General features: G+C 32.8%; 20 protein-coding genes and 1 other RNA gene. 10 read left to right on the plus strand and 11 right to left on the minus strand.

Translation table 11 applies throughout. The features are described 5' to 3' along the window. Positions 1 to 51: 51 nt before the first annotated feature. From rny to ABD935_RS13775, 4 genes are all read right to left on the minus strand, one after another. Complete coding sequence (rny, locus tag ABD935_RS13760; protein ID WP_345192898.1) at positions 52 to 1,626, minus strand: ribonuclease Y; 1,575 nt, start codon at positions 1,624 to 1,626, stop codon at positions 52 to 54. 222 nt (positions 1,627 to 1,848) lie between these two features. Continuing rightward, positions 1,849 to 1,995, minus strand: a non-coding RNA gene (gene ssrS / locus ABD935_RS13765) — 6S RNA. Positions 1,996 to 2,051: 56 nt separating this feature from the next. Further along, positions 2,052 to 2,345 carry a cell division protein ZapA gene (locus ABD935_RS13770; RefSeq protein WP_298494935.1) on the minus strand — a complete coding sequence of 98 codons (294 nt, stop codon included), beginning with the start codon at positions 2,343 to 2,345 and terminating at the stop codon, positions 2,052 to 2,054. A 15-nt stretch (positions 2,346 to 2,360) separates the two neighbouring features. Then, the gene (locus ABD935_RS13775; protein WP_345192903.1) at positions 2,361 to 2,651 is read right to left on the minus strand and encodes a hypothetical protein; all 291 of its coding nucleotides are present in this window, start codon (positions 2,649 to 2,651) and stop codon (positions 2,361 to 2,363) included. A 175-nt stretch (positions 2,652 to 2,826) separates the two neighbouring features. On the opposite strand from ABD935_RS13775, the gene ABD935_RS13780 reads away from it, so the two are divergent. Together ABD935_RS13780 and ABD935_RS13785 are read left to right on the plus strand one after the other, a co-directional pair. Beyond that, entirely contained in the window at positions 2,827 to 4,512 is a 1,686-nt protein-coding gene (locus ABD935_RS13780) for a M23 family metallopeptidase (protein WP_345192905.1), read from the plus strand. Beyond that, entirely contained in the window at positions 4,466 to 6,988 is a 2,523-nt protein-coding gene (locus tag ABD935_RS13785) for a TonB-dependent receptor (RefSeq protein WP_345192907.1), read from the plus strand. Before ABD935_RS13780 ends, ABD935_RS13785 begins: the two co-directional genes overlap by 47 nt. Before the next feature lie 2 nt (positions 6,989 to 6,990). Here ABD935_RS13785 and ABD935_RS13790 read toward each other — a convergent pair whose 3' ends face one another. After that, positions 6,991 to 8,133: a cysteine desulfurase family protein gene (locus ABD935_RS13790; RefSeq protein ID WP_345192909.1), complete on the minus strand. Its 1,143-nt coding sequence runs from the start codon at positions 8,131 to 8,133 to the stop codon at positions 6,991 to 6,993. A gap of 307 nt (positions 8,134 to 8,440) precedes the next feature. Between ABD935_RS13790 and ABD935_RS13795 the strand changes: the two genes are divergently transcribed. Beyond that, complete coding sequence (locus tag ABD935_RS13795) at positions 8,441 to 9,364, plus strand: hypothetical protein (protein ID WP_345192911.1); 924 nt, start codon at positions 8,441 to 8,443, stop codon at positions 9,362 to 9,364. Here the strand turns inward: ABD935_RS13795 and ABD935_RS13800 are convergent. Both ABD935_RS13800 and ABD935_RS13805 read right to left on the minus strand, forming a co-directional pair. Continuing rightward, positions 9,361 to 9,912 (minus strand): Smr/MutS family protein, encoded by a 552-nt coding sequence (locus ABD935_RS13800; protein WP_345192912.1) that lies wholly within the window; start codon positions 9,910 to 9,912, stop codon positions 9,361 to 9,363. The genes ABD935_RS13795 and ABD935_RS13800 overlap by 4 nt on opposite strands. 2 nt (positions 9,913 to 9,914) lie before the next feature. After that, a complete protein-coding gene (locus tag ABD935_RS13805; protein ID WP_345192914.1) occupies positions 9,915 to 10,106 on the minus strand; it encodes a hypothetical protein in 192 nt (63 codons plus the stop codon). Between the two features lie 191 nt (positions 10,107 to 10,297). Between ABD935_RS13805 and ABD935_RS13810 the strand changes: the two genes are divergently transcribed. The 3 genes from ABD935_RS13810 (at position 10,298) to ABD935_RS13820 (ending at position 13,087) form a co-directional block, all read left to right on the plus strand. Further along, a complete protein-coding gene (locus tag ABD935_RS13810) occupies positions 10,298 to 12,193 on the plus strand; it encodes a T9SS type A sorting domain-containing protein (protein WP_345192916.1) in 1,896 nt (631 codons plus the stop codon). Between the two features lie 293 nt (positions 12,194 to 12,486). Next, a complete protein-coding gene (locus tag ABD935_RS13815; protein WP_345193173.1) occupies positions 12,487 to 12,750 on the plus strand; it encodes a DUF2752 domain-containing protein in 264 nt (87 codons plus the stop codon). A gap of 10 nt (positions 12,751 to 12,760) precedes the next feature. Then, positions 12,761 to 13,087: a CCC motif membrane protein gene (locus ABD935_RS13820; protein WP_345192918.1), complete on the plus strand. Its 327-nt coding sequence runs from the start codon at positions 12,761 to 12,763 to the stop codon at positions 13,085 to 13,087. Positions 13,088 to 13,167: 80 nt separating this feature from the next. Here the strand turns inward: ABD935_RS13820 and rocD are convergent, their stop codons facing one another. The 4 genes from rocD to ABD935_RS13840 all read right to left on the minus strand — a co-directional run bounded on the left by rocD (position 13,168) and on the right by ABD935_RS13840 (position 16,145). Beyond that, entirely contained in the window at positions 13,168 to 14,448 is a 1,281-nt protein-coding gene (rocD, locus tag ABD935_RS13825) for an ornithine--oxo-acid transaminase (protein ID WP_345192920.1), read from the minus strand. A gap of 285 nt (positions 14,449 to 14,733) precedes the next feature. Then, positions 14,734 to 15,120 (minus strand): DUF6768 family protein, encoded by a 387-nt coding sequence (locus ABD935_RS13830; protein WP_345192922.1) that lies wholly within the window; start codon positions 15,118 to 15,120, stop codon positions 14,734 to 14,736. Further along, entirely contained in the window at positions 15,110 to 15,661 is a 552-nt protein-coding gene (locus ABD935_RS13835) for an RNA polymerase sigma factor (RefSeq protein WP_345192924.1), read from the minus strand. Before ABD935_RS13835 ends, ABD935_RS13830 begins: the two co-directional genes overlap by 11 nt. A 4-nt stretch (positions 15,662 to 15,665) precedes the next feature. Next, on the minus strand, positions 15,666 to 16,145 hold the full coding sequence (locus ABD935_RS13840; RefSeq protein WP_345192926.1) for a hypothetical protein: 480 nt from the start codon (positions 16,143 to 16,145) through the stop codon (positions 15,666 to 15,668). Between the two features lie 120 nt (positions 16,146 to 16,265). Here ABD935_RS13840 and rlmD point away from each other — a divergent pair, with 120 nt between their 5' ends. The 4 genes from rlmD (at position 16,266) to ABD935_RS13860 (ending at position 19,555) form a co-directional block, all read left to right on the plus strand. After that, a complete protein-coding gene (gene rlmD, locus ABD935_RS13845) occupies positions 16,266 to 17,678 on the plus strand; it encodes a 23S rRNA (uracil(1939)-C(5))-methyltransferase RlmD (protein WP_345192929.1) in 1,413 nt (470 codons plus the stop codon). A 71-nt stretch (positions 17,679 to 17,749) separates the two neighbouring features. After that, positions 17,750 to 18,292 (plus strand): DUF6452 family protein, encoded by a 543-nt coding sequence (locus ABD935_RS13850; protein ID WP_345192931.1) that lies wholly within the window; start codon positions 17,750 to 17,752, stop codon positions 18,290 to 18,292. Further along, positions 18,258 to 18,989: a DUF6048 family protein gene (locus tag ABD935_RS13855; RefSeq protein ID WP_345192933.1), complete on the plus strand. Its 732-nt coding sequence runs from the start codon at positions 18,258 to 18,260 to the stop codon at positions 18,987 to 18,989. Before ABD935_RS13850 ends, ABD935_RS13855 begins: the two co-directional genes overlap by 35 nt. 269 nt (positions 18,990 to 19,258) lie before the next feature. After that, positions 19,259 to 19,555, plus strand: coding sequence for a Bor family protein (locus ABD935_RS13860; RefSeq protein WP_345192935.1), 297 nt, complete (start codon positions 19,259 to 19,261; stop codon positions 19,553 to 19,555). Positions 19,556 to 19,839: the final 284 nt, after the last annotated feature.

Genomic DNA, 19,839 nt, shown 5'->3' on the forward strand with positions numbered 1-19,839 from the left:
TCTTTTCATGAGATCCCTTCCTAAATAGCTATCGGGATTCAAAGGAATTTATTACTTCGCGATGTTAACCGCTCTTGTTTCTCTAATAACAGTTACTTTAACCTGTCCAGGGTAGGTCATATCCGTTTGTACTTTTTGAGAAATACTGAATGATAAATCTGCAGCTTTTTGGTCGTCTACTTTTTCACTTTCAACAATAACTCTAAGTTCTCTACCTGCTTGAATAGCATAAGCTTTTTTAACACCGTTAAATCCAAATGCAATATCTTCTAAATCCTTTAAACGTTGAATATAACTATCCAATACTTGACGCCTGGCTCCCGGTCTTGCTCCAGAAATAGCATCACAAACTTGGATTATAGGAGAAAGCAATGACTTCATTTCTATTTCATCGTGATGTGCGCCAATAGCATTACAAACATCATCTTTCTCTCCATATTTTTCAGCCCATTGCATACCTAAAATAGCGTGTGGCGTTTCCATATCTGCTTCTGCATCTGGCACTTTTCCTATATCATGTAATAAGCCTGCTCGTTTTGCGAATTTTGGATTTAATCCTAATTCTGCAGCCATAACACCACAAAGTTTAGCAACTTCGCGCGAGTGCTGTAATAAGTTTTGTCCGTAAGATGAACGGTATTTCATTCTACCTACCATCTTAATAAGTTCTGGATGTAAATTATGAATACCCAAATCTATAACAGTACGCTTACCAACCTCAATAATTTCTTGTTCTATTTGCTTTTGTGTTTTCTTAACAACCTCTTCAATACGTGCTGGATGTATTCTACCATCTGTTACTAATTTATGAAGTGATAAACGTGCTATTTCTCTTCTAACAGAATCAAAACAAGATAATATGATAGCTTCTGGTGTGTCATCAACAATAATCTCTACACCTGTTGCAGCCTCAATAGCACGGATATTTCGACCTTCACGACCAATAATACGTCCTTTAACATCATCAGATTCTATATTAAAAACAGACACACAATTATCTACTGCTTCTTCTGTTCCTATACGTTGAATGGTATTTATAATGATTTTCTTGGCATCTTGTTCCGCAGTCATTTTTGCTTCTTCGGTAGCACTTTGAATGTAAGCCATGGCATCATTCTTTGCTTCGCCTTTTAAAGACTCTATTAATTGCTCTTTCGCTTCTTCTGCCGAAAGGCTAGAAATTACTTCTAGTTGTTGCACTTGACTTTTATGAAGTTTATCAAGTTGTTCTTGCTTCTTATCCAATACATCAAGTCTATGATTGTAATCCTTAATTTTACCTTCTAGACTTTGATTTAATTTTGTGCTTTTTGAAAGCTCACTAGATATCTGTGATTCTTTATCGCGAGTGCGTTTTTCGGATTCTGCCATTTTCTTATCTCGAGATAAGATTACTTTTTCGTGCTCAGATTTAAGTTCCAAAAACCGCTCTTTAGCTTTTAGCTCTTTTTCTTTTTTTAAGTTTTCGCCATCTATCTTTGCTTCTTTTAATATAGAAGCTGCACTTTTCTTGGCTCCTTTTATTAGTTTAGAAGCATTATTTTTTTCTATTCCTTTTGCTATAATAAAGCCAATTATTAGCCCTAATATAACACCACCTACTGCAAATATAATTGAGTTATCCATCGTTGTTTAGTTGATTATTATATAAAATACCAGTTTAATTATTAAATAACTTATTCAAACTCGTTCTTTTTTTGTTTTGTCTCCTTGTTATTAATTTCCATAGCTATAACTATGCAAATCAATCACGGTGTTATAAAACAAAAAAGCAACTTCGTTTTCTGTAAGCCATTTAATATTCAAATTGGTATACAAAAAAGCCTACACCAGTATAAAGTTTTGTATAAACTCCTTAAAAACAAGTTTAGGGTTAACAAGCTGATCAAGGGTCTGCTCGAGATACTGTGTTACTGAAATAAATTCAGCACAGGCAGCACTAGCAGCATGCTTTTACAACTTAAACTCACCCTTTTTAAAGAATTAACGTTGAGTTTATCAAAAAAAATAACCAATGTAGGCAGTAACTTTTAGTTTATTTTAAAGAACGTTTAAGAGACTAAATGTGAATGTAACAGATCATTTAAAGCGTTTAGCTTTTCCTCTACATGCTCGTTTACATTCGCTTTATCAATAGACTTCTGTTCTACTTGAGATGCAAATTGCAAGGCGCACATCGCCAATACATCTTGTTTATCTCGAACAGAATAACTTTGCTCAAATTGCTTAATCATAGCCTCAATGTTTTTAGCCGCTTTACGCAATCCTTCTTCTTGACTTGACTCAATAGTTAAAGGATATACTCGATTAGCTATAGACAGCTTTATTTTAAGCTTTTCTGACATTAAGTTTTTTTTGCTTTAATCAGCGAGTTGAGCAATACAATGGTCAATATCTCTAATTAATGCGTTTATTTTAAGCTTAGTTTCTCTTTTATTATCGTCACTACCAAGTATTGTATTTGCCATTTTAAGGGCTTCATACTTTTCTTCCCAACCAGCAATATGCTTTTTTTGGTCTGAAAGCTCTTGCTTTGAAACTTCTAATTCTTCATTCAATTTCAAATTAGCAAGTTTTAAAAGCTCTAGTTTGTGTAATACTTTACTAATCTTGTTTTCTAAAGAATCTACAATATCTTCAATATTACCCATTTACAAATTTCAATACTAATCACACAAAGTTAACATACCTAGCCATAACTTACAATTGTTTTTTCATAAAATTTTTAAAATATCAGTAACACCTAACAGTCAACACCATGGCTCGATTTTTGTTTTATCCTTTGCATATTCACATCAAATTAATATTTTAGCCTAATACTACTATATGAAATTAATCCTGCCCCTCTTTCTACTTTTATCATTATTCATAAACGCACAGAATAATTATCCTCAAGATTATTTTAGCAATCCTTTAGACATCCCCTTAATATTATCAGGAACATTTGCCGAACTTCGTTCTAACCATTTTCATTCAGGTCTAGATATCAAAACACAACAACGTAGAGGGTTAAAAGTAAAAGCATCAGCAAGTGGTTTTGTAAGCAGAATAAAAGTATCGCATTATGGTTATGGCAAAGCGCTTTACATAACACACCCCAACGGCTACACAACAGTTTACGCACATTTGCAAAAATTTGCTCCAGAGATTGAAGCCTATGTAAAAAAACATCAGTATGAGAAAGAATCCTATGAAGTTGAAATGTTTCCTGTTGCAGAAAGTTTACCAGTTATAAAAGATAGCATTGTTGCTTATAGTGGGAATTCTGGTGGTTCTGGCGGACCGCATTTACATTATGAAATTAGAGATAAAGAAGAACGTCCCATAAACCCAATGCTTTTTGGTATAGATATTCCAGACAGCTCCAACCCTATCGTGAAATCTATTTATGCCTATCCGCTAGATGACAAATCGTTTGTTAACAAAAAAAATACGAAACATAAATTAAGATTGATTCCTTTAAAAAATGGCGACTACGCCGTTAAAAGTATTGAAGCTATAGGGAATATAGGTTTTGGCATTGAAACTATAGATAGGCAAGATTTAGCTGCCAATTCTAACGGGGTTTATAATATTCAAACCTTTATTAATGGCAGTCGGAATTTTGAATTGGATTTTAAACGCTTTTCCTTTGATGAAACCAAACACCTTAATCAACTCATTGATTATGAACATTACGCCACAAAAAAGCAACGTATCCAAAAGTTATTCAGAATAAATAATCCATTAAGCATTTTTAAATCGACTTTAAATGATGGGTTTATTGCCATTGAAGACAGTACTTACTCCGTTTATAAAGTTAGAGTTGCCGATTACAAAAACAATGAATCTTGGGTAACCATAAATATAAAAGGAACAAAAAACAGCATCTCTAAACCTGAAAAACCAAAAATAACACCCTACTTCATTAAAGCAGACCAAACCACTAATCTAAAAGAAGGCAACTTTTCAGTCGATTTTTATAAAGACACGTTTTATGAAGACTTTTATATCGATTTTAAAGTAAAAAATGACACGCTTACTTTGCATAAAAATGTTATGGCGGCTAAGAAAAATTTTATCATTAGCTATGATGTTAGTAACTATTCGAATGAAGACAAAAACAAATTATACATGGCTAGATTAATAGGTTACAATAATTATCCAGCCTATACTTTTACCAAGAGAAAAGAAAACATTTTAACGGCTAGCACAAAAACATTAGGCACTTACACCCTAGCCACAGATACTTTAAAGCCCACCATTTTGGCCATTAATTTTAAAAAAGGACAATGGCTTAGTAAATACCGATATTTAAAAGTCAAGATTGATGATGAGGGTTCTGGAATATCTAATTACAGAGCTACTATTAACGGAAAATGGATTTTAATGGCCTATGATTACAAAACCAAAACGCTGACTCACGATTTTAATGATGGCATTATTACCGACACTAAAAATAATTTAAAAGTAATTGTTACCGATAATGTTGGAAATAATTCTACTTTTGAAACGTTATTTTACCGAAAATAAACTCTTTATACCTTTGAAAGCAAAACTTCTACTAACCACATTTTTATTTTTTTCTATAATTACAATAAGCTTTTCACAAACAGCCACCATTAAAGGGGTTATTCTAGATGAAAACAATCGGCCTATTGAAAAGGTAAATATTAAAACCAACACCAACGGAACAGAAAGTAACGCCAATGGTTTTTATATTATAGACATTCCGGTAAATCAAGATGTTAGTATAGAATTCACGCATATTTCCCATAAAAAAGTGGTAAGCACTTTCAATTTGAAAAATGGAGAAGAATACGAATTCAATCCTGTAATGAGTACTTCCATAGAGCAAATAGCCACGGTTATTGTAAATAGCAATAGGAGAAAAGAAGTTGAAGGCGTTATTACTTTAAAACCTGAAACCATTAGAAAAATTCCAGGAGCCAATGCAGGTGTAGAAAATCTATTATTAACACTTCCTGGGGTTAGCAACAATAACGAATTAAGCACACAGTATTCGGTTCGTGGCGGGAATTATGATGAAAATTTAGTTTACGTAAATGGCATTGAAGTTTATCGCCCTTTTTTAGTGCGCTCTGGACAACAAGAAGGGTTGAGTTTTGTGAATACAGATATGGTTCAAAACGTGGATTTTTCGGCTGGCGGCTTTCAAGCAAAATATGGCGATAAGCTTTCTTCGGTTTTAGACATCACTTATAAAAACCCCTATCAGTTTGAAGTTAATACAGATTTAAGTTTATTGGGAGGAAGTCTTTCTGTAGAAAACATCAGTAAAAACTCAAAGTTCTCTGGTATTGTTGGTGCGCGCTATCGCGATAACAGTTTACTGGTAAATGCGAAAGAAACCGAAACTAATTTTAAACCTTCTTTTGGAGATGTACAAGGGTACTTTACTTATAAATTTACTAATAAATTCCATTTAAGTTTTTTAGGAAACGCCTCATTGAACACATATAATTACGAACCACAAACGCGTCAAACTAATTTTGGCACACTTGCCGACCCAGTAGCGCTTTTAGTTTTTTATGATGGACAAGAGAAAGACAGGTATCAAACCTTATTTGGTGCTTTTAAAGGCTCTTATTATGCTAATGATGATTTAACACTTCATCTTATTGCCTCAACATATCATACTACCGAGGAAGAATATTTCGATATTTTGGCACAATACAGATTGGGTGAAGTAAACACAAATATTGATGATGAAGATTTGGGTGAAGTAGAATTTAGCGAAGGCATTGGAAGTCAACTTACCCACGGACGAAATGATCTAGATGCACTTATAACCAATATAGAACATAAAGGCGATTTTAAAATTAATGATAATCGTATAGAATGGTCTGTTAAATACACGAATGAAGACATCCGTGACCGCTTAGTGGAATGGGAAGTTATTGACTCTGCGGGTTTTTCTATTAGACCTCCAGCAATTATACCTAGAAACGAACAGCCTTACACCCCTTTTACCGGACCGTTAGAGCCTTTTCAAAATGTAAGAGCGACCAATAACACACAAATAAGTAGACTACAAGCTTATGGGCAATGGAGTAAACGCAGTACTTTAGGGACTAGCGATGTTTGGTATAATGCAGGTGTTCGTGTTCATAATTGGTCCGTTAAGGGTGATGGCATAAGTTCATCAAACCAAACGGTATTTAGTCCGCGTGCGCAATTTGCTATAAAACCATATTGGCAAAAAGATATGCTTTTTAGAATTGCAGCTGGTTTATACTACCAACCGCCGTTCTATAGAGAGCTTCGTGATGCCAACGGTGTTATTCAGCCCAATGTGAAAGCTCAAAAATCACTTCATTTAGTTTTAGGAAACGATTACAGCTTCAAAATGTGGGACAGACCTTTTAAGCTAACTTCTGAGGTATATTACAAAAATTTGTCTGACGTAAACCCATACACCCTTGAAAATGTTCGTATTCGCTATAGAGCTAATAACAGTGCCAAAGCTTATGCTTACGGTTTAGATATGCGACTTAATGGCGAGTTTGTTCCAGGAACAGAATCGTGGTTTAGTTTCGGTTATTTAAAAACTGAGGAAAACATTAACAACAGAGGTTATATTTCACGCCCTACAGACCAACGTTTAAAATTTGCAGCACTGTTTCAGGATTATGTTCCTAATATGCCAAACTTAAAAATGTATTTAAATTTGGTGTACAATACAGGCTTACCAGGTGGTTCTCCTAGTTATGCCGACCCTTATGAATACCAAAACAGATTACCAGCATACAAACGTGCAGATCTGGGTATACAATATGTATTGGTTGATGAAAAAAAACAATTTAACAGTGGTTGGAAAAAACCATTTAAAGCACTGTCATTCGGGTTTGAAATATTCAATATGTTTGATGTGCAAAATTCTATTACCAATACTTGGGTTAGAGATGTAAATAGCAAACGACAAATTGCAATTCCCAATTATTTAACACCTCGCGTTTTTAATGTGAGGACTACTATGAAGTTTTAAAACTATTGAGTAAACGCCTTTAAAACATCAATCAAGTAATCTACTTCTTCTTTCGTATTATAAATACTAAACGAGAAACGTATGGAAGGTTTTTGCAAGTCTTCATCGCTTAAAATTTCGGATAACACATGTGAGTTTTGATTGCTTCCACTCTGGCAAGCACTGCCCTTAGAGCAAGCAATACCCTTTAAATCCAATTGAAATAACAACATGGCTGCTTTTTTTGGCGGTATAGGCAGACATATATTCACAAGTGTGTAAGTACTTTTATTCATATCAGCGGAATGGCCATTAAACATTACATTTGGAATATCACTTTTAACCTTATCAATAAAATATTGTTTCAATTCTTCAATATAAAGTTGCTCTTTATCAAGATTATTATAAGCCGTTTTCATAGCCGTTTCTAAACCTACAATGTTATGTATACTTTCTGTACCTGCACGCAACCCACGCTCCTGCTCGCCCCCAACTATTAATGGTTTTAGTCCTGAGTTTTTTCTAATAAATGCAAATCCAACACCTTTTGGTCCGTGAAATTTGTGCGCTGCCGCTGCTAAAAAATCAACTTGAACATCTTGCAAATCTATTTTATAGTGCCCAACAGATTGCACAGCATCACTATGAAACAAGGCATTATTAGCTTTGCACAAATCAGCAACATGCTTTATATTTAAAATATTACCTATTTCATTATTAACATGCATTAAACTCACAAGTGTTTTTTTTTCAGTTTGAAGCAAGGTTTCTAAATGAGAATAATCTACCTCTCCTTTTGCATCCAAATTCACATAACTTAAATAAAGTCCATCTTCTTTTTGGAGTGCTTTCAAGGTGTGTAAAACCGCATGATGTTCAATTTTAGAAGTAATAATATGTAAGACTCCTAAATCTTTAACCGCACTTTTTAATACTAAATTATCAGCCTCGGTACCTCCAGATGTAAATATAATTTCGCTAGCAGACACATTCAAACAACTTGCAATTGCTTTTCTTGAATGCTCTATCAAGGATTTAGATGACCTCCCAAAACTATGTGAAGATGAAGGGTTTCCGAAATTATTCCTCATAACATCAGTTATCGAATCAATAACGTCTTCACGTATTTGCGTAGTAGCAGCATTATCAAAATATACTGAATTCATATATTCCTTTTTTATGTTTTACAAAAGTATATCACTTTAATAATTCCACAATTTTTAAAATTCAAAAATACTTGAAATAAAATTATTATCAATCATACCAAGTAAACTTTAAAATGATTGATTATAAATTTGAATTATATTTTCTTTAGATGAAATAGAAAATATAAGCATAGTTTTAGTTACGGTTCTATTTTGTATTAAAATATAAAGGAAATAGAAACAAATTTTGTCAGTTATTTTGAACTTTATTTGGTATTACTACGTTATAAATAACAATTCTATTATTTTTGCCTAAAACCCAAACACAATGCGTAAGCTATTTTTTATCCTGATATCTCTAAGTCTAATATCTTTCTACTCTTGTGATGATGGTGATATTATTGATATTGAATTAGATTTTGAAGAAACTTTTAAAGCGTGTGGTGACACAGATTTGGTTTTGTATAAAACTAAAGATGATCCATCTGAATCGTTATCTCTAGCACTTAAGAACGTAACTTTAGAAGATATTCTTGAAGTTGATGAATTTGGAGTTTACGAAAAGTCTTTTACCATAAACGCTTCAAACCCTTTTAATTACCGTACCTATAGTAACACATCGCTACCAAGTGATTTGTTTTGTAATGCTATCCCTAATTCCGAAGTTAAAATAACTCAAGATTTCGAAAGCACTGATGGCAAAGCAGATATAAAAACGGTACTCACTGAAGATGACAATGATGGTATTCCTGCTGAATTGGAAGATAGAAACAACAATGGGAACTTAGAAGATGATGATACAGACGGTGATGGTTTATGGGACTATATTGATGCTGATGACGATGGCGATAATATTTTAACTAAAAACGAAAACCCAGACCCTAACAATGATGGTGATTTAAGTGATGCTCTTGATACCGACGGAAATGGGATACCTGATTACCTGGATGATGATGATGATGGCGACCAAATTAAAACAAGAGATGAAGAAAATGATAGCCAAGACCAAAACCCAGCAAATGATATTACAAATAGCGAGGTAGGTGCTGATTATTTAAACAAAGATGTTGCAAATATTGACACCCCAAAAGCAACTGCCTACAGAGAACATACTATTTCTCAAACTTATGTAGTTACTCTAAATATTTCAAACTTCGATTTAACCTTAATCTCAATAGATGAATTTGATTTTGGTGTTTTGGAAGGAAGCGGATTAACTACAACAAGAAAAATAACTCCAGACTTTAATTAGTTTTGATAAATATAAACCTCGGTAGCTCCTAAGCCATATTTTTGGTAATTAGCATCATAAAACTTTACATTAGCGTAACGCCCGAATAAGTATTCTAATTCCATTTTAAGCACGCCTTCACCAACACCATGAATAAACACTATTTTTTGTATGCGTTTACTTATGGCGAATTCCAGTTTATGTTTAGCAGTATCTAACTGAAGTGTAAGCATATCATGATTAGACATACTTCTTGAAGACTTTACTAATTGATTGATATGTAAATCAACCTCCATAGTAGGTTCGTATCTATCTTTAGCCCTTACCTTAGGTTGGTTTTTACGTTTAGGAATCTCTTTTTCCGAAACAACGGCACTAATACTTGAATTTGAAAATAAATCGGTTTTTATAGATTGATTTTTATCCTTTTTAATCAATTCATTCTTCTGAAAATCTATCAAAAAACCATCGTTCGTTTCAATAGAAATTGTATTGCCATCAATACGCTTTATAATTCCAGATAAATCTTCATCTAAAACCAAAACATAATCGCCCAACTTAAAGTCCATAATTACTCGTTTTCAGGATTATCTTCAGCATCATCATCAGTTTTGCTAGGTATGGTTCTAGCCACTCTGTAAACACCAATCATTAAAACAACAAGACCGCCAATTAATACATACTGATTCTGATCCATTCCAGTTTTAGCATACATAGCCACAAATGCACCTACAATTATCAATATATAATTTAAATATTTCATCTCTCAAGTTCTACAAATTTGAACGCCCAAATTACATTAAATTTATGTATTCTGGTGATTAATTAACAGGTATAAATACCGATTAAATACATTTAACATCGTTAAAAGGGGTTATTTATTAAAAAAAACAATATATTTACGCGCTATAAATTAGTTTTTAATTTACTATTAAAAAAACAACTATGCGTTATATGAAAGACATAAGTTTGTTAAAAACACTTACCACAGTATACCTTTGTATATTTACTATTGAAATAGGTTATAGCCAAGTACCAGACCTTTACGTTGATGATAACAGCTATTTGTATGCAAGAGATGTTGTTTTATTTGTTAATGATGATATAAGATTAGAAACAGCTACATCAAATCTTTATATGAGAGGTGATGCGCAACTTATACAAAATACCGACACTAAAAATTCTGATGAAGGCGAATTATCTATTTATCAAAACCAGACTACTGGAGTTTATGAATATAATTATTTTTGCTCGCCAGTTGGTGTAGCAGTAGACGGGACTGCACAAGCTAATGTAGACTTTGATAGTTCAAACATACACGACCCAGATGATGATACCGATTTAACTAATGTTGTTTCTACCACTTACTTATATACAACAGCTTATGAAGGAACGGCTACAGAAATAGCTAGTTTTTGGGCATATACTTTACAAGATGCTGAAGGTTATTATGATTGGGTACAATCATTAAATACTGAACCAGGTTATGGCTTTACTCTAAAAGGAAGTCCAAATGCTGATAATATTTTAGATTTTAGAGGGAGACCAAATAACGGTACAATAACAGTAAGTTGTGCTTTTGATGGTACTGACAACCAACCAGCATCTGGCACATTAAACACTGCTGAAACATTAACAGGAAACCCATATCCTTCTACTTTAGATTTGAAATTGTTTTTTGTGAATTCCGCAACGAATCAATCGCGTTTAAGTGGTGAAATTTTTTTTTGGGAACAAGCTGTTACCAATTCACATAACCTAGCCTCATATGAAGGAGGTTATGCTGTTTATACACCTGGAGATCTTGGAGATTTAAATGATAATGGAAGTTACGCGGTAGCGCCTTTTCAATTTTATAACGGACAAGGAGAAGGTCAAGGTGGCTCTACAAACACAGGTACTGATTATAGTTTAAACAACTCTAGGCGTTATGCTGCGGTTGGCCAAGGTTTTGTCATACAAAGTTTTGGTGCCGGAGGTGATGCTACTTTCGACAACTCTATGCGTTTGGCATACATATCCGAAGATTCAACAACTGGAGGTGATGGCGCTATCTTTGCAAAAGAAGGCAAGCAAAAAGAAAAAAAATCAAAAAAAGAAACCGTAGCAAAATCACATAATGGTGTAGATTATAAAGGAATTCTAGAAAATCCAACGATTATCCCTGAAATAAGAATTCATGCGCGCATAGACAATACATTTTATAAAGAAAATATTATTGCGTTTAGGGAAAATACACCGGATAACAATACATACAATCGTTTTTATGATGGTACAAATATAAATGACTTAAGCAATGATGCTTACATCATTTCTAGTGATAAAGCATTATCGATTAAATCGATTAATTATGATGAATCAACAAGATTAACTTTAGGTCTTAAAGCTTCAAAAGACAATACCTTATATAGTATTAAAATTAACCAACTAAAAGATGTTCCAGAAAATGTCAATATTTTTGTATTTGATAAGATTAGAAATACATATGCAGATATTAAAAACGGTACTTTTGAAGTGACTTTAAATGAAGGTATTCACAATGACCGTTTTGAGATTACTTTTAACAACAACGTTTTAAGTATTGATGATAACGTTTTTGAAAACTTTAAGGTATTTCAAAATAACAGCATCTCTCAATTAAAGCTTTTTAACCCGAATAACTTAACTATAAATGCTTTTAGCCTTTACGATGTTTCTGGAAAACAAGTTATGAATGCTAATATTTCTTCAGATAAAAGAAAGCACATCTATTCTACAAAATCGTTTAGTGATGGGGTTTATGTTGTCAAAATAAACCTAGATAACAATCAAGTTTTTAGCAAGAAAATAGTTATTGGTAATAATAAATAAAGAATTTATTGAAACCAACGATCATTGAGAAGTGCCATAGAGGTATTTTGCTGCTTTCATTTTAACCTTTGGTCAAAAATCAAAATTCTGTATTTAGATTACCATTTTGTTCTTTGTTTAATATTCTATAATAATGAATTCATGAATCTTTCGATTTCATGGGAATAACAATTTCAACGGAAACCCCGAGGCAGAGTAGAGCCTCTGAGGAATTCTTTTCGATTAGACACATCTTATATTTGCTTTTAGTATTTTAGCTCCATAATCTATTTCTGGAATACATGGAAAAGTACATGCTCCCTTGTTTAAACAAAAAACTCTTCGGAGTTGAGTGTATGGGTTGTGGGTTACAGCGATCAGTCTCTCTAATTTTTCAAGGTGAATTCATTGAGGCTTTTTATATCTATCCAGCCATATATAGTTTAATTGCACTTTTTATATTTATAAGCATAAATATTTTCTTTAAATTTAAGCATTCGAATAAAGTGATTGGGATACTAGCAATTTTATCAGTGTCTACAATTATAATCAGTTATCTCATTAAACTAATCAATTAAAATTCATACTATGGAACAACAAAAACTAAATCCAACTCTTGTTTACGTATTAGCTATTATAGGTCTTTTCTGCTGCTGTTTTGGTGGTTTTGGTTTTATTCTTGCTGGTATTGCATTTTTTATTGCAAACAGCAAATTAAACACTGCTAAGCTTAATCCAGAAAATTATGAACCTGCTAGTGTTAAGGCTATGAATACAGCTAAAACTATTGCATTGGTTGTATTGGTAATTAACATACTGTATTTAATTTATACTATTTACCAAATATCTACCGTTGGTTGGGATGAAATGATGAGACTATCTCAAGAAATGATGGAACAGTATCAAAACCAATAATTTCAACAATTTATAATCATAAAAAAGCCGCATTTAGCGGCTTTTTTATGATTAACACTTTAATAAAACTATCAAAAAATCTATTTTTCAAATGGCTTCAAGGTTTTTACTATTATAGAAACACAATCCAACAACTGTACTTCAGTCATCACTAAAGGTGGAGCAAAACGAATAATATTTCCGTGAGTTGGTTTTGCTAGCAAACCATTATCCCGCAATGCTAAACAAATATTCCAAGCGGTATCACTGTCTTCATCATCATTAATTACAATCGCATTAAGCAATCCTTTTCCACGAACAAGATTAACCAGATTACTGGTTTCAATATATTTATTCAATTCACTTCTAAACAAATTCCCGAGCTTAAAAGCATTTTCTGCTAACCTTTCCTCTTTCACAACTTTTAAAGCTGCCATAGCAACTGCTGCTGCTACAGGATTTCCACCAAATGTACTTCCGTGATTACCTGGTTTAATAACATTCATAACGCTATCATCTGCTAAAACCGCAGACACAGGATAAACACCACCACTTATAGCTTTCCCAAGAATTAAAACATCGGGTTTCACATCTGGAGTATCAGAACAATTTTTATTATCGCAAGTACAATTACCACAAGTTGCTAGTAAACGTCCTGTTCTGGCAATACCTGTTTGAACTTCATCTGCAATAAACAACACATTGTATTGCTCACATAATGCTTTTGCTTTTATTAGATAGTCATCATTTGGCACGAAAACTCCAGCTTCACCTTGAATAGGCTCCACTAAAAAGCCACCAACATTAGGATTCTTTTTTAAAGTATCTTCTAGTGCTTCTAAATTATTGTATTCTATTTTAATAAAACCGCTAGTATAAGGTCCGAAATTTTTACGCGCAACAGGGTCGTTAGAAAACGAGATAATGGTTGTGGTTCTTCCGTGAAAATTATTTTCACACACAATAATTTCCGCTTTATTTTCGTCAATTCCTTTTACTTCATAAGCCCATTTTCTACAAAGTTTCAAAGCTGTTTCTACAGCTTCGGCACCTGTATTCATAGGTAGAAGTTTATCGAACCCGAAAAACTCACAAGCAAATTTCTCATATTTACCAAGCATATCGTTATGAAATGCTCTGGATGTTAAAGTTAATGTTTGTGCTTGTTGCACCATAGCATTAACAATTTTTGGGTGACAATGCCCTTGGTTTACAGCGGAGTAAGCAGATAGGAAATCGTAATATTGCTTTCCGTCTACATCCCAAACATACACACCTTCTCCCCTGCTTAATACCACAGGTAGTGGATGGTAATTGTGTGCACCATACTTGTTTTCTAAATCAATCGCTTGTTGCGAAGTTAATGAGTCTAAAACAGCCATTTTAAATAAATTTAAAGCTCATACCCAAGTAATACCAAATAAATTTCAAAATAATCAATTAAATTCGTTTCTATTTTCTATTTCATCTAAAGAAACTATAATTCAAATTCACTATTAATCATTTTAAAATTCATTTGGCATAAATGGATATTTTAAAAATAACCATTCCTTCTGTACCTTTATCCTTTCGAAGTACCGATTGCTATCGGGTCGAAAATTCAGCGTGGGAGAGAAATCATCCCTAGGAATTGCAAAGCTAGTAAATAATAATTGCTTGAAAAAATATTATTCTGAGAGCCTTCCAGACAGTGAAGATACTTGCAATTCTAGACGTTTCATCTCTCTTAATAAAGCATTTTTATGTATTTGCATCCAAATGTATATTTTAATCATGCTCATGGTTAAAAAACATAGTATTATTGCACCAACCCATAAAATTAAATCATTGGTTTTTTCAACTTCCATGCTTTGAATAATACAATAAATCAACAATCCAAAAATAATGACGTTAATAATATTCATAATTATTGCTAACCACGTGTTTTTCCCTTTAAAAATACCTCCTAACATTTGAAATAGATTTTGTTCATCTAATTCATCGTAGAATTTTGCTTCTTCATCACTTAATGTTTCTTTAATTAATTTGTCTATATCTTCCATATTAGTTTTCATAATCTTTATGTTTTAAAATGTGTTTTAATTTTTCTCTGGCGTGAAACAATCTTGATTTTGCTGTTCCAACTGATATATTTAAAATTTTACTGATTTCTTTTAACGAATACTCTTGAACGTAAAACAACCTAATAACCACTTGTTGGTTTTCAGGTAACGTTTTTATCGTTTTCAACAATTCATTCTTTAATTCGTCATCATCGGGTTTTTCTAAATCAAAAACCTCTTGTTCATATTTATAGCTTTCCAAATTTTGATGTAAACGTTTATTGGATTTAATCCAATCTAAGGACTTTGTATAAACAATGCGTAATGCCCAACTCCCAAAACTTTCTGGGTTTTTTAAATGACTTATTTTACCAATGATAATCCCCCAACTATCTTGTGCAATATCTTTGGCAACATCGGCATCTTTTACTAGCCAATAGGCTTTCTCACAAAAGGTTTTATGCCAACGTTTAACTAATACCGGTAACGCTTTAGCATCTCCAGATTGATATTGTAACACCAAAAGACTATCAATAGTTTTCTTCTTCTTCACTTATTCATTTTAAAATAAATCGCCATAAACGCACCCAAATAGTCCATTTAGTAAATATCTTGTCCTCCAAAAAATTATTCTCGATAGTATCAAAAGCATTTTCTATTAAGGCATCATGAAGCCATCTAATTACAAAAACCCATTGCAATGTTGCTAATCCGTGGGTTTTCATAATGATACTATGTTTTATTTCCGTGGTATTAGCGTCCTTTTCAAAGATTTCAAATTTATGAATCCCATCAAATCCTTTGGGTTTTAAAAACTTAAAGACTATTACTTCGCCTAAAATATAATCCTCAACAGCATACCTTATTATTCCGTGTCCGCCCTTTTCTCCTATTTTCAATCCATTTCTAAATCGCATAGCTGGCCAATTGGTAGTGGGCCAAACTTTATCATCTTTTGTTGATAGTGTTTCTAACAAAACTACAACATCCGCTTTTGGTTGATTAATTATCCGTTTATGTGTGTTTACAACATGCATGCTACTTTAAAGACGACAAAAAACTAAAAAGGTTCATTTTATTTTAAATGAAAGTAAAAATCTCTTAAAGATAATTTAAATAACAAGTATTTTATTTCTCGCTATTGTTATTTTTGCAGCATGTCTAGAAAAAAAGCAAGAAAACAAGTTTTTGAGAATGTAGAAGTTATTGATGCCGGAGCTAAAGGTAAAACCATAGCTAAAGCACCCGATGGGAAAGTCATTTTTCTACCCAATGCAGTACCTGGTGATGTGGTTGATGTACAAACTTTTAAAAAGCGTAAAGCCTTTTATGAAGGAAAAGCCACTGTTTTCCATAAACTGTCAGACAAAAGAACGCTACCAGCTTGCGAACATTTTGGAACTTGTGGTGGTTGCAAATGGCAAGATATGGGGTATAAACATCAATTGTTTTATAAGCAAAAGGAAGTCACCAATAACTTAACACGTATTGGGCATATTGAACTTCCAGAGGTTACTCCTATTCTAGGCGCAGAAAATCAATATTTCTACAGAAACAAAATGGAATTCTCGTTTAGCGATAGCCGTTGGTTGACACTTGAAGAAATTCAGTCTGATAAAGATTTAGGAGATAGAAATGCGCTAGGCTTTCATATTCCGGGCATGTGGGATAAAATTCTAGATTTAAACACCTGCCACCTGCAAGCTGACCCTTCAAACGCCATTAGAAATGCCGTAAAACAGTTTGCTATTGAAAACGAATTGGAATTCTTTAACACACGCAATCAAACTGGATTATTACGTACCATGATGATCCGAACATCTAGCACAGGCGATATTATGGTCATGCTTCAGCTTTTTAAGGAAGACAAAGCTAAACGTGAGTTGTTATTGGATTTTATTGCTGAAACCTTTCCGCAAATAACATCGTTACAATACGTCATTAACGGAAAAGCAAACGATACTATTTATGACCAAGACGTGATTTGCTACAAAGGTAACGATCATATTTTTGAAGAAATGGAAGGTTTAAGGTTTAAAATAAACGCAAAATCTTTTTATCAAACCAACTCCGACCAAGCTTTTGAACTCTATAAAATAACGCGAAATTTTGCAGGCTTAACAGGAAACGAATTGGTTTACGATCTATATACGGGAACAGGAACCATTGCTCAATTTGTTGCAAAACAAGCCAGTAAGGTTATTGGTGTAGAATCTGTACCAGATGCTATAACTGCAGCAAAAGAAAATGCACAATTAAACAACATTAATAACGTTGAATTCTTTGTTGGTGATATGAAACAGGTTTTTAATGATGAATTTATTGAAACCCATGGACAACCTGATGTTATAATTACCGATCCACCACGAGATGGTATGCACAAAGATGTCGTACAACAAATATTAAATATTGCGCCAAAAAAAGTGGTATACGTAAGTTGTAATAGTGCTACCCAAGCTAGAGATTTAGCCTTAATGGATGCACAATATAAAGTCATAAAAACCCAAGCAGTAGATATGTTTCCACAGACTTTTCATGTGGAAAATGTTGTACTTTTGGAGCGTCGATAAGCCAATAATTGGTATTTATATAAAATAGATTGTTGTTCTTGTGAAAACTGGAATTCATACAAAATTAAAAAATGAAATATTTTAAAATTCTAATAATTCCGTTTATTTTGATAGTTACCCTATCAATAAGCTGCGAACGTGACGATATTTGTCCAGATAGCACACCTACAACGCCTAGATTAATCATAGATCTTATTGATCCAGATAATCAAGATGACAGCAAAAATGTTTTTGGTTTAGTGGTTGCTGGAGTAGATAACGAATTTATATTATCAGAGTATAATAATGTAACTACAAGTACCATTATTTTACCTTTAAAAACAGACGACAACACTACGCAATATAGACTTATCAAAGAATCTTTTGTAAACGACAATACAACTCCTGATGATACTACAGATGATTTTATTGATGGTAACCAAGATATTATTACCATAAATTATAGTCGTGAAGAAGTTTATGTATCACGTGCTTGTGGTTATAAAACTATTTTTAAAAACGTTACCCTTACTATTGAACCAGACGCCGACAACTGGATGCTTTCAAGACAACCCGCAACCGATAACCAATCTGTAGAAGATGAAACAGCAGCACACTATAACATATCTCATTAGTAGTTTAGCATGTATGCTACTTTTTTGTGTGTCTGTTAGCGCACAAAACGATAGTATTGTTAGCACACCTAACGATAACACTAAAATAAAACTCAAATACGGACTTCGTGTTGGAGCAGATATCGGGAAACTTATTCGGTCTTTTGCCGACGATGATTTTACTGGTTTTGAAATAACCGTAGACTACCGAATTAAAAAACGCTTATATATTGCTGGAGAAATTGGAATAGAAGAAAAAAACACCATCACCGATTATTTAGATATTACCAGTACAGGGAGTTATATAAAAGGCGGTATAGATTTCAACATGTATGAAAACTGGTTAGATATGGATAATATGATTTATTCAGGTTTTCGAATTGGAGCAAGTAGCTTTAGTCACGATTTAAATAGTTTTAATATATATAGTACTAATCAGTATTGGGCACCTCAATTTTCGTCTACAGATACTCAAGAATTTAGTGGCTTAACCGCATTTTGGGCTGAAATTATTTTAGGAATGAAAGTCGAATTATTCAATAATTTATACATGGGCTTAAACGTGCAGCTAAAAATATTAGCTAGCGAAACAGAACCCAATAATTTTGAAAACGTTTACATTCCTGGGTTTGGAAAAACCTATGATAGCAGTGGTATTGGTGCTGGCTATAGTTATTTCTTATCGTATAGGATTCCGCTTTATAAGAAGGATAAGTAAATTAAAAGTGACTAACAGTGTATTTAATTATTCCGTGTTACTAAATACGGCAAACTAATCTCCCAAAATAGAGTTAAAAAAACCCTATACACCTATCAGTTAATACGTTAGGATTTTAAAAAAAATCTTACAAAACAAACACTTCTTTTCTTTCTTTTTTACCTAGTTTAGTACTGTGTTTCACTTACAATAGCTATTAAATAAACATATTTATATAAGGCTAAAAGTGAGTGATTTAAATAAATTAATTAATATTAAAATCAAAAAAAATGATTAAAAAAACAATGAAATTAATGACGGTAGCTTTTGCTGCATCAATGCTTTTAACGTCTTGCTACTCTTATACAAGTGTTGTTGGAAAGGGAGCTCAAGGAAACGCGGAAGTAACAAAATGGAATCATTATGTTATTTATGGCTTAGCGCCTGTTGGAGTTTCAGATTCAAAGCAAATGGCTGATGGTGCAACAGATTATAATGTTTTTACAAGACAATCTTTTGTAAACGGATTAGTATCTGCTTTAACTTTTGGGATTTATGCTCCATCAACAACTACAGTTACTAAATAATTATTAATTACTAAGGTGAGATTAATTAATCTCACCTTTTTTTTACTTCTATGAATAAAACAATTCATTATATTTTTATAGTAGCATCGATAATCTTACTATATAATATAGTTCAAATTTTATCTTTAGGCTTATCTCGTTTAAGCGAGTTTGGTTATGGCGCCTTAATTGGTAAAGTCATTCTTTTTTCTATATCCGTATTTATTGTATATAAAACTAGAACTAATAAGCCTAAACTTTCAAAATAGACTTTTTTATCTGAGTGCCTGCCAAGGCAAATTACT

Source organism: Algibacter agarivorans (assembly GCF_039543245.1).
Lineage (GTDB): Bacteria > Bacteroidota > Bacteroidia > Flavobacteriales > Flavobacteriaceae > Algibacter_G > Algibacter_G agarivorans.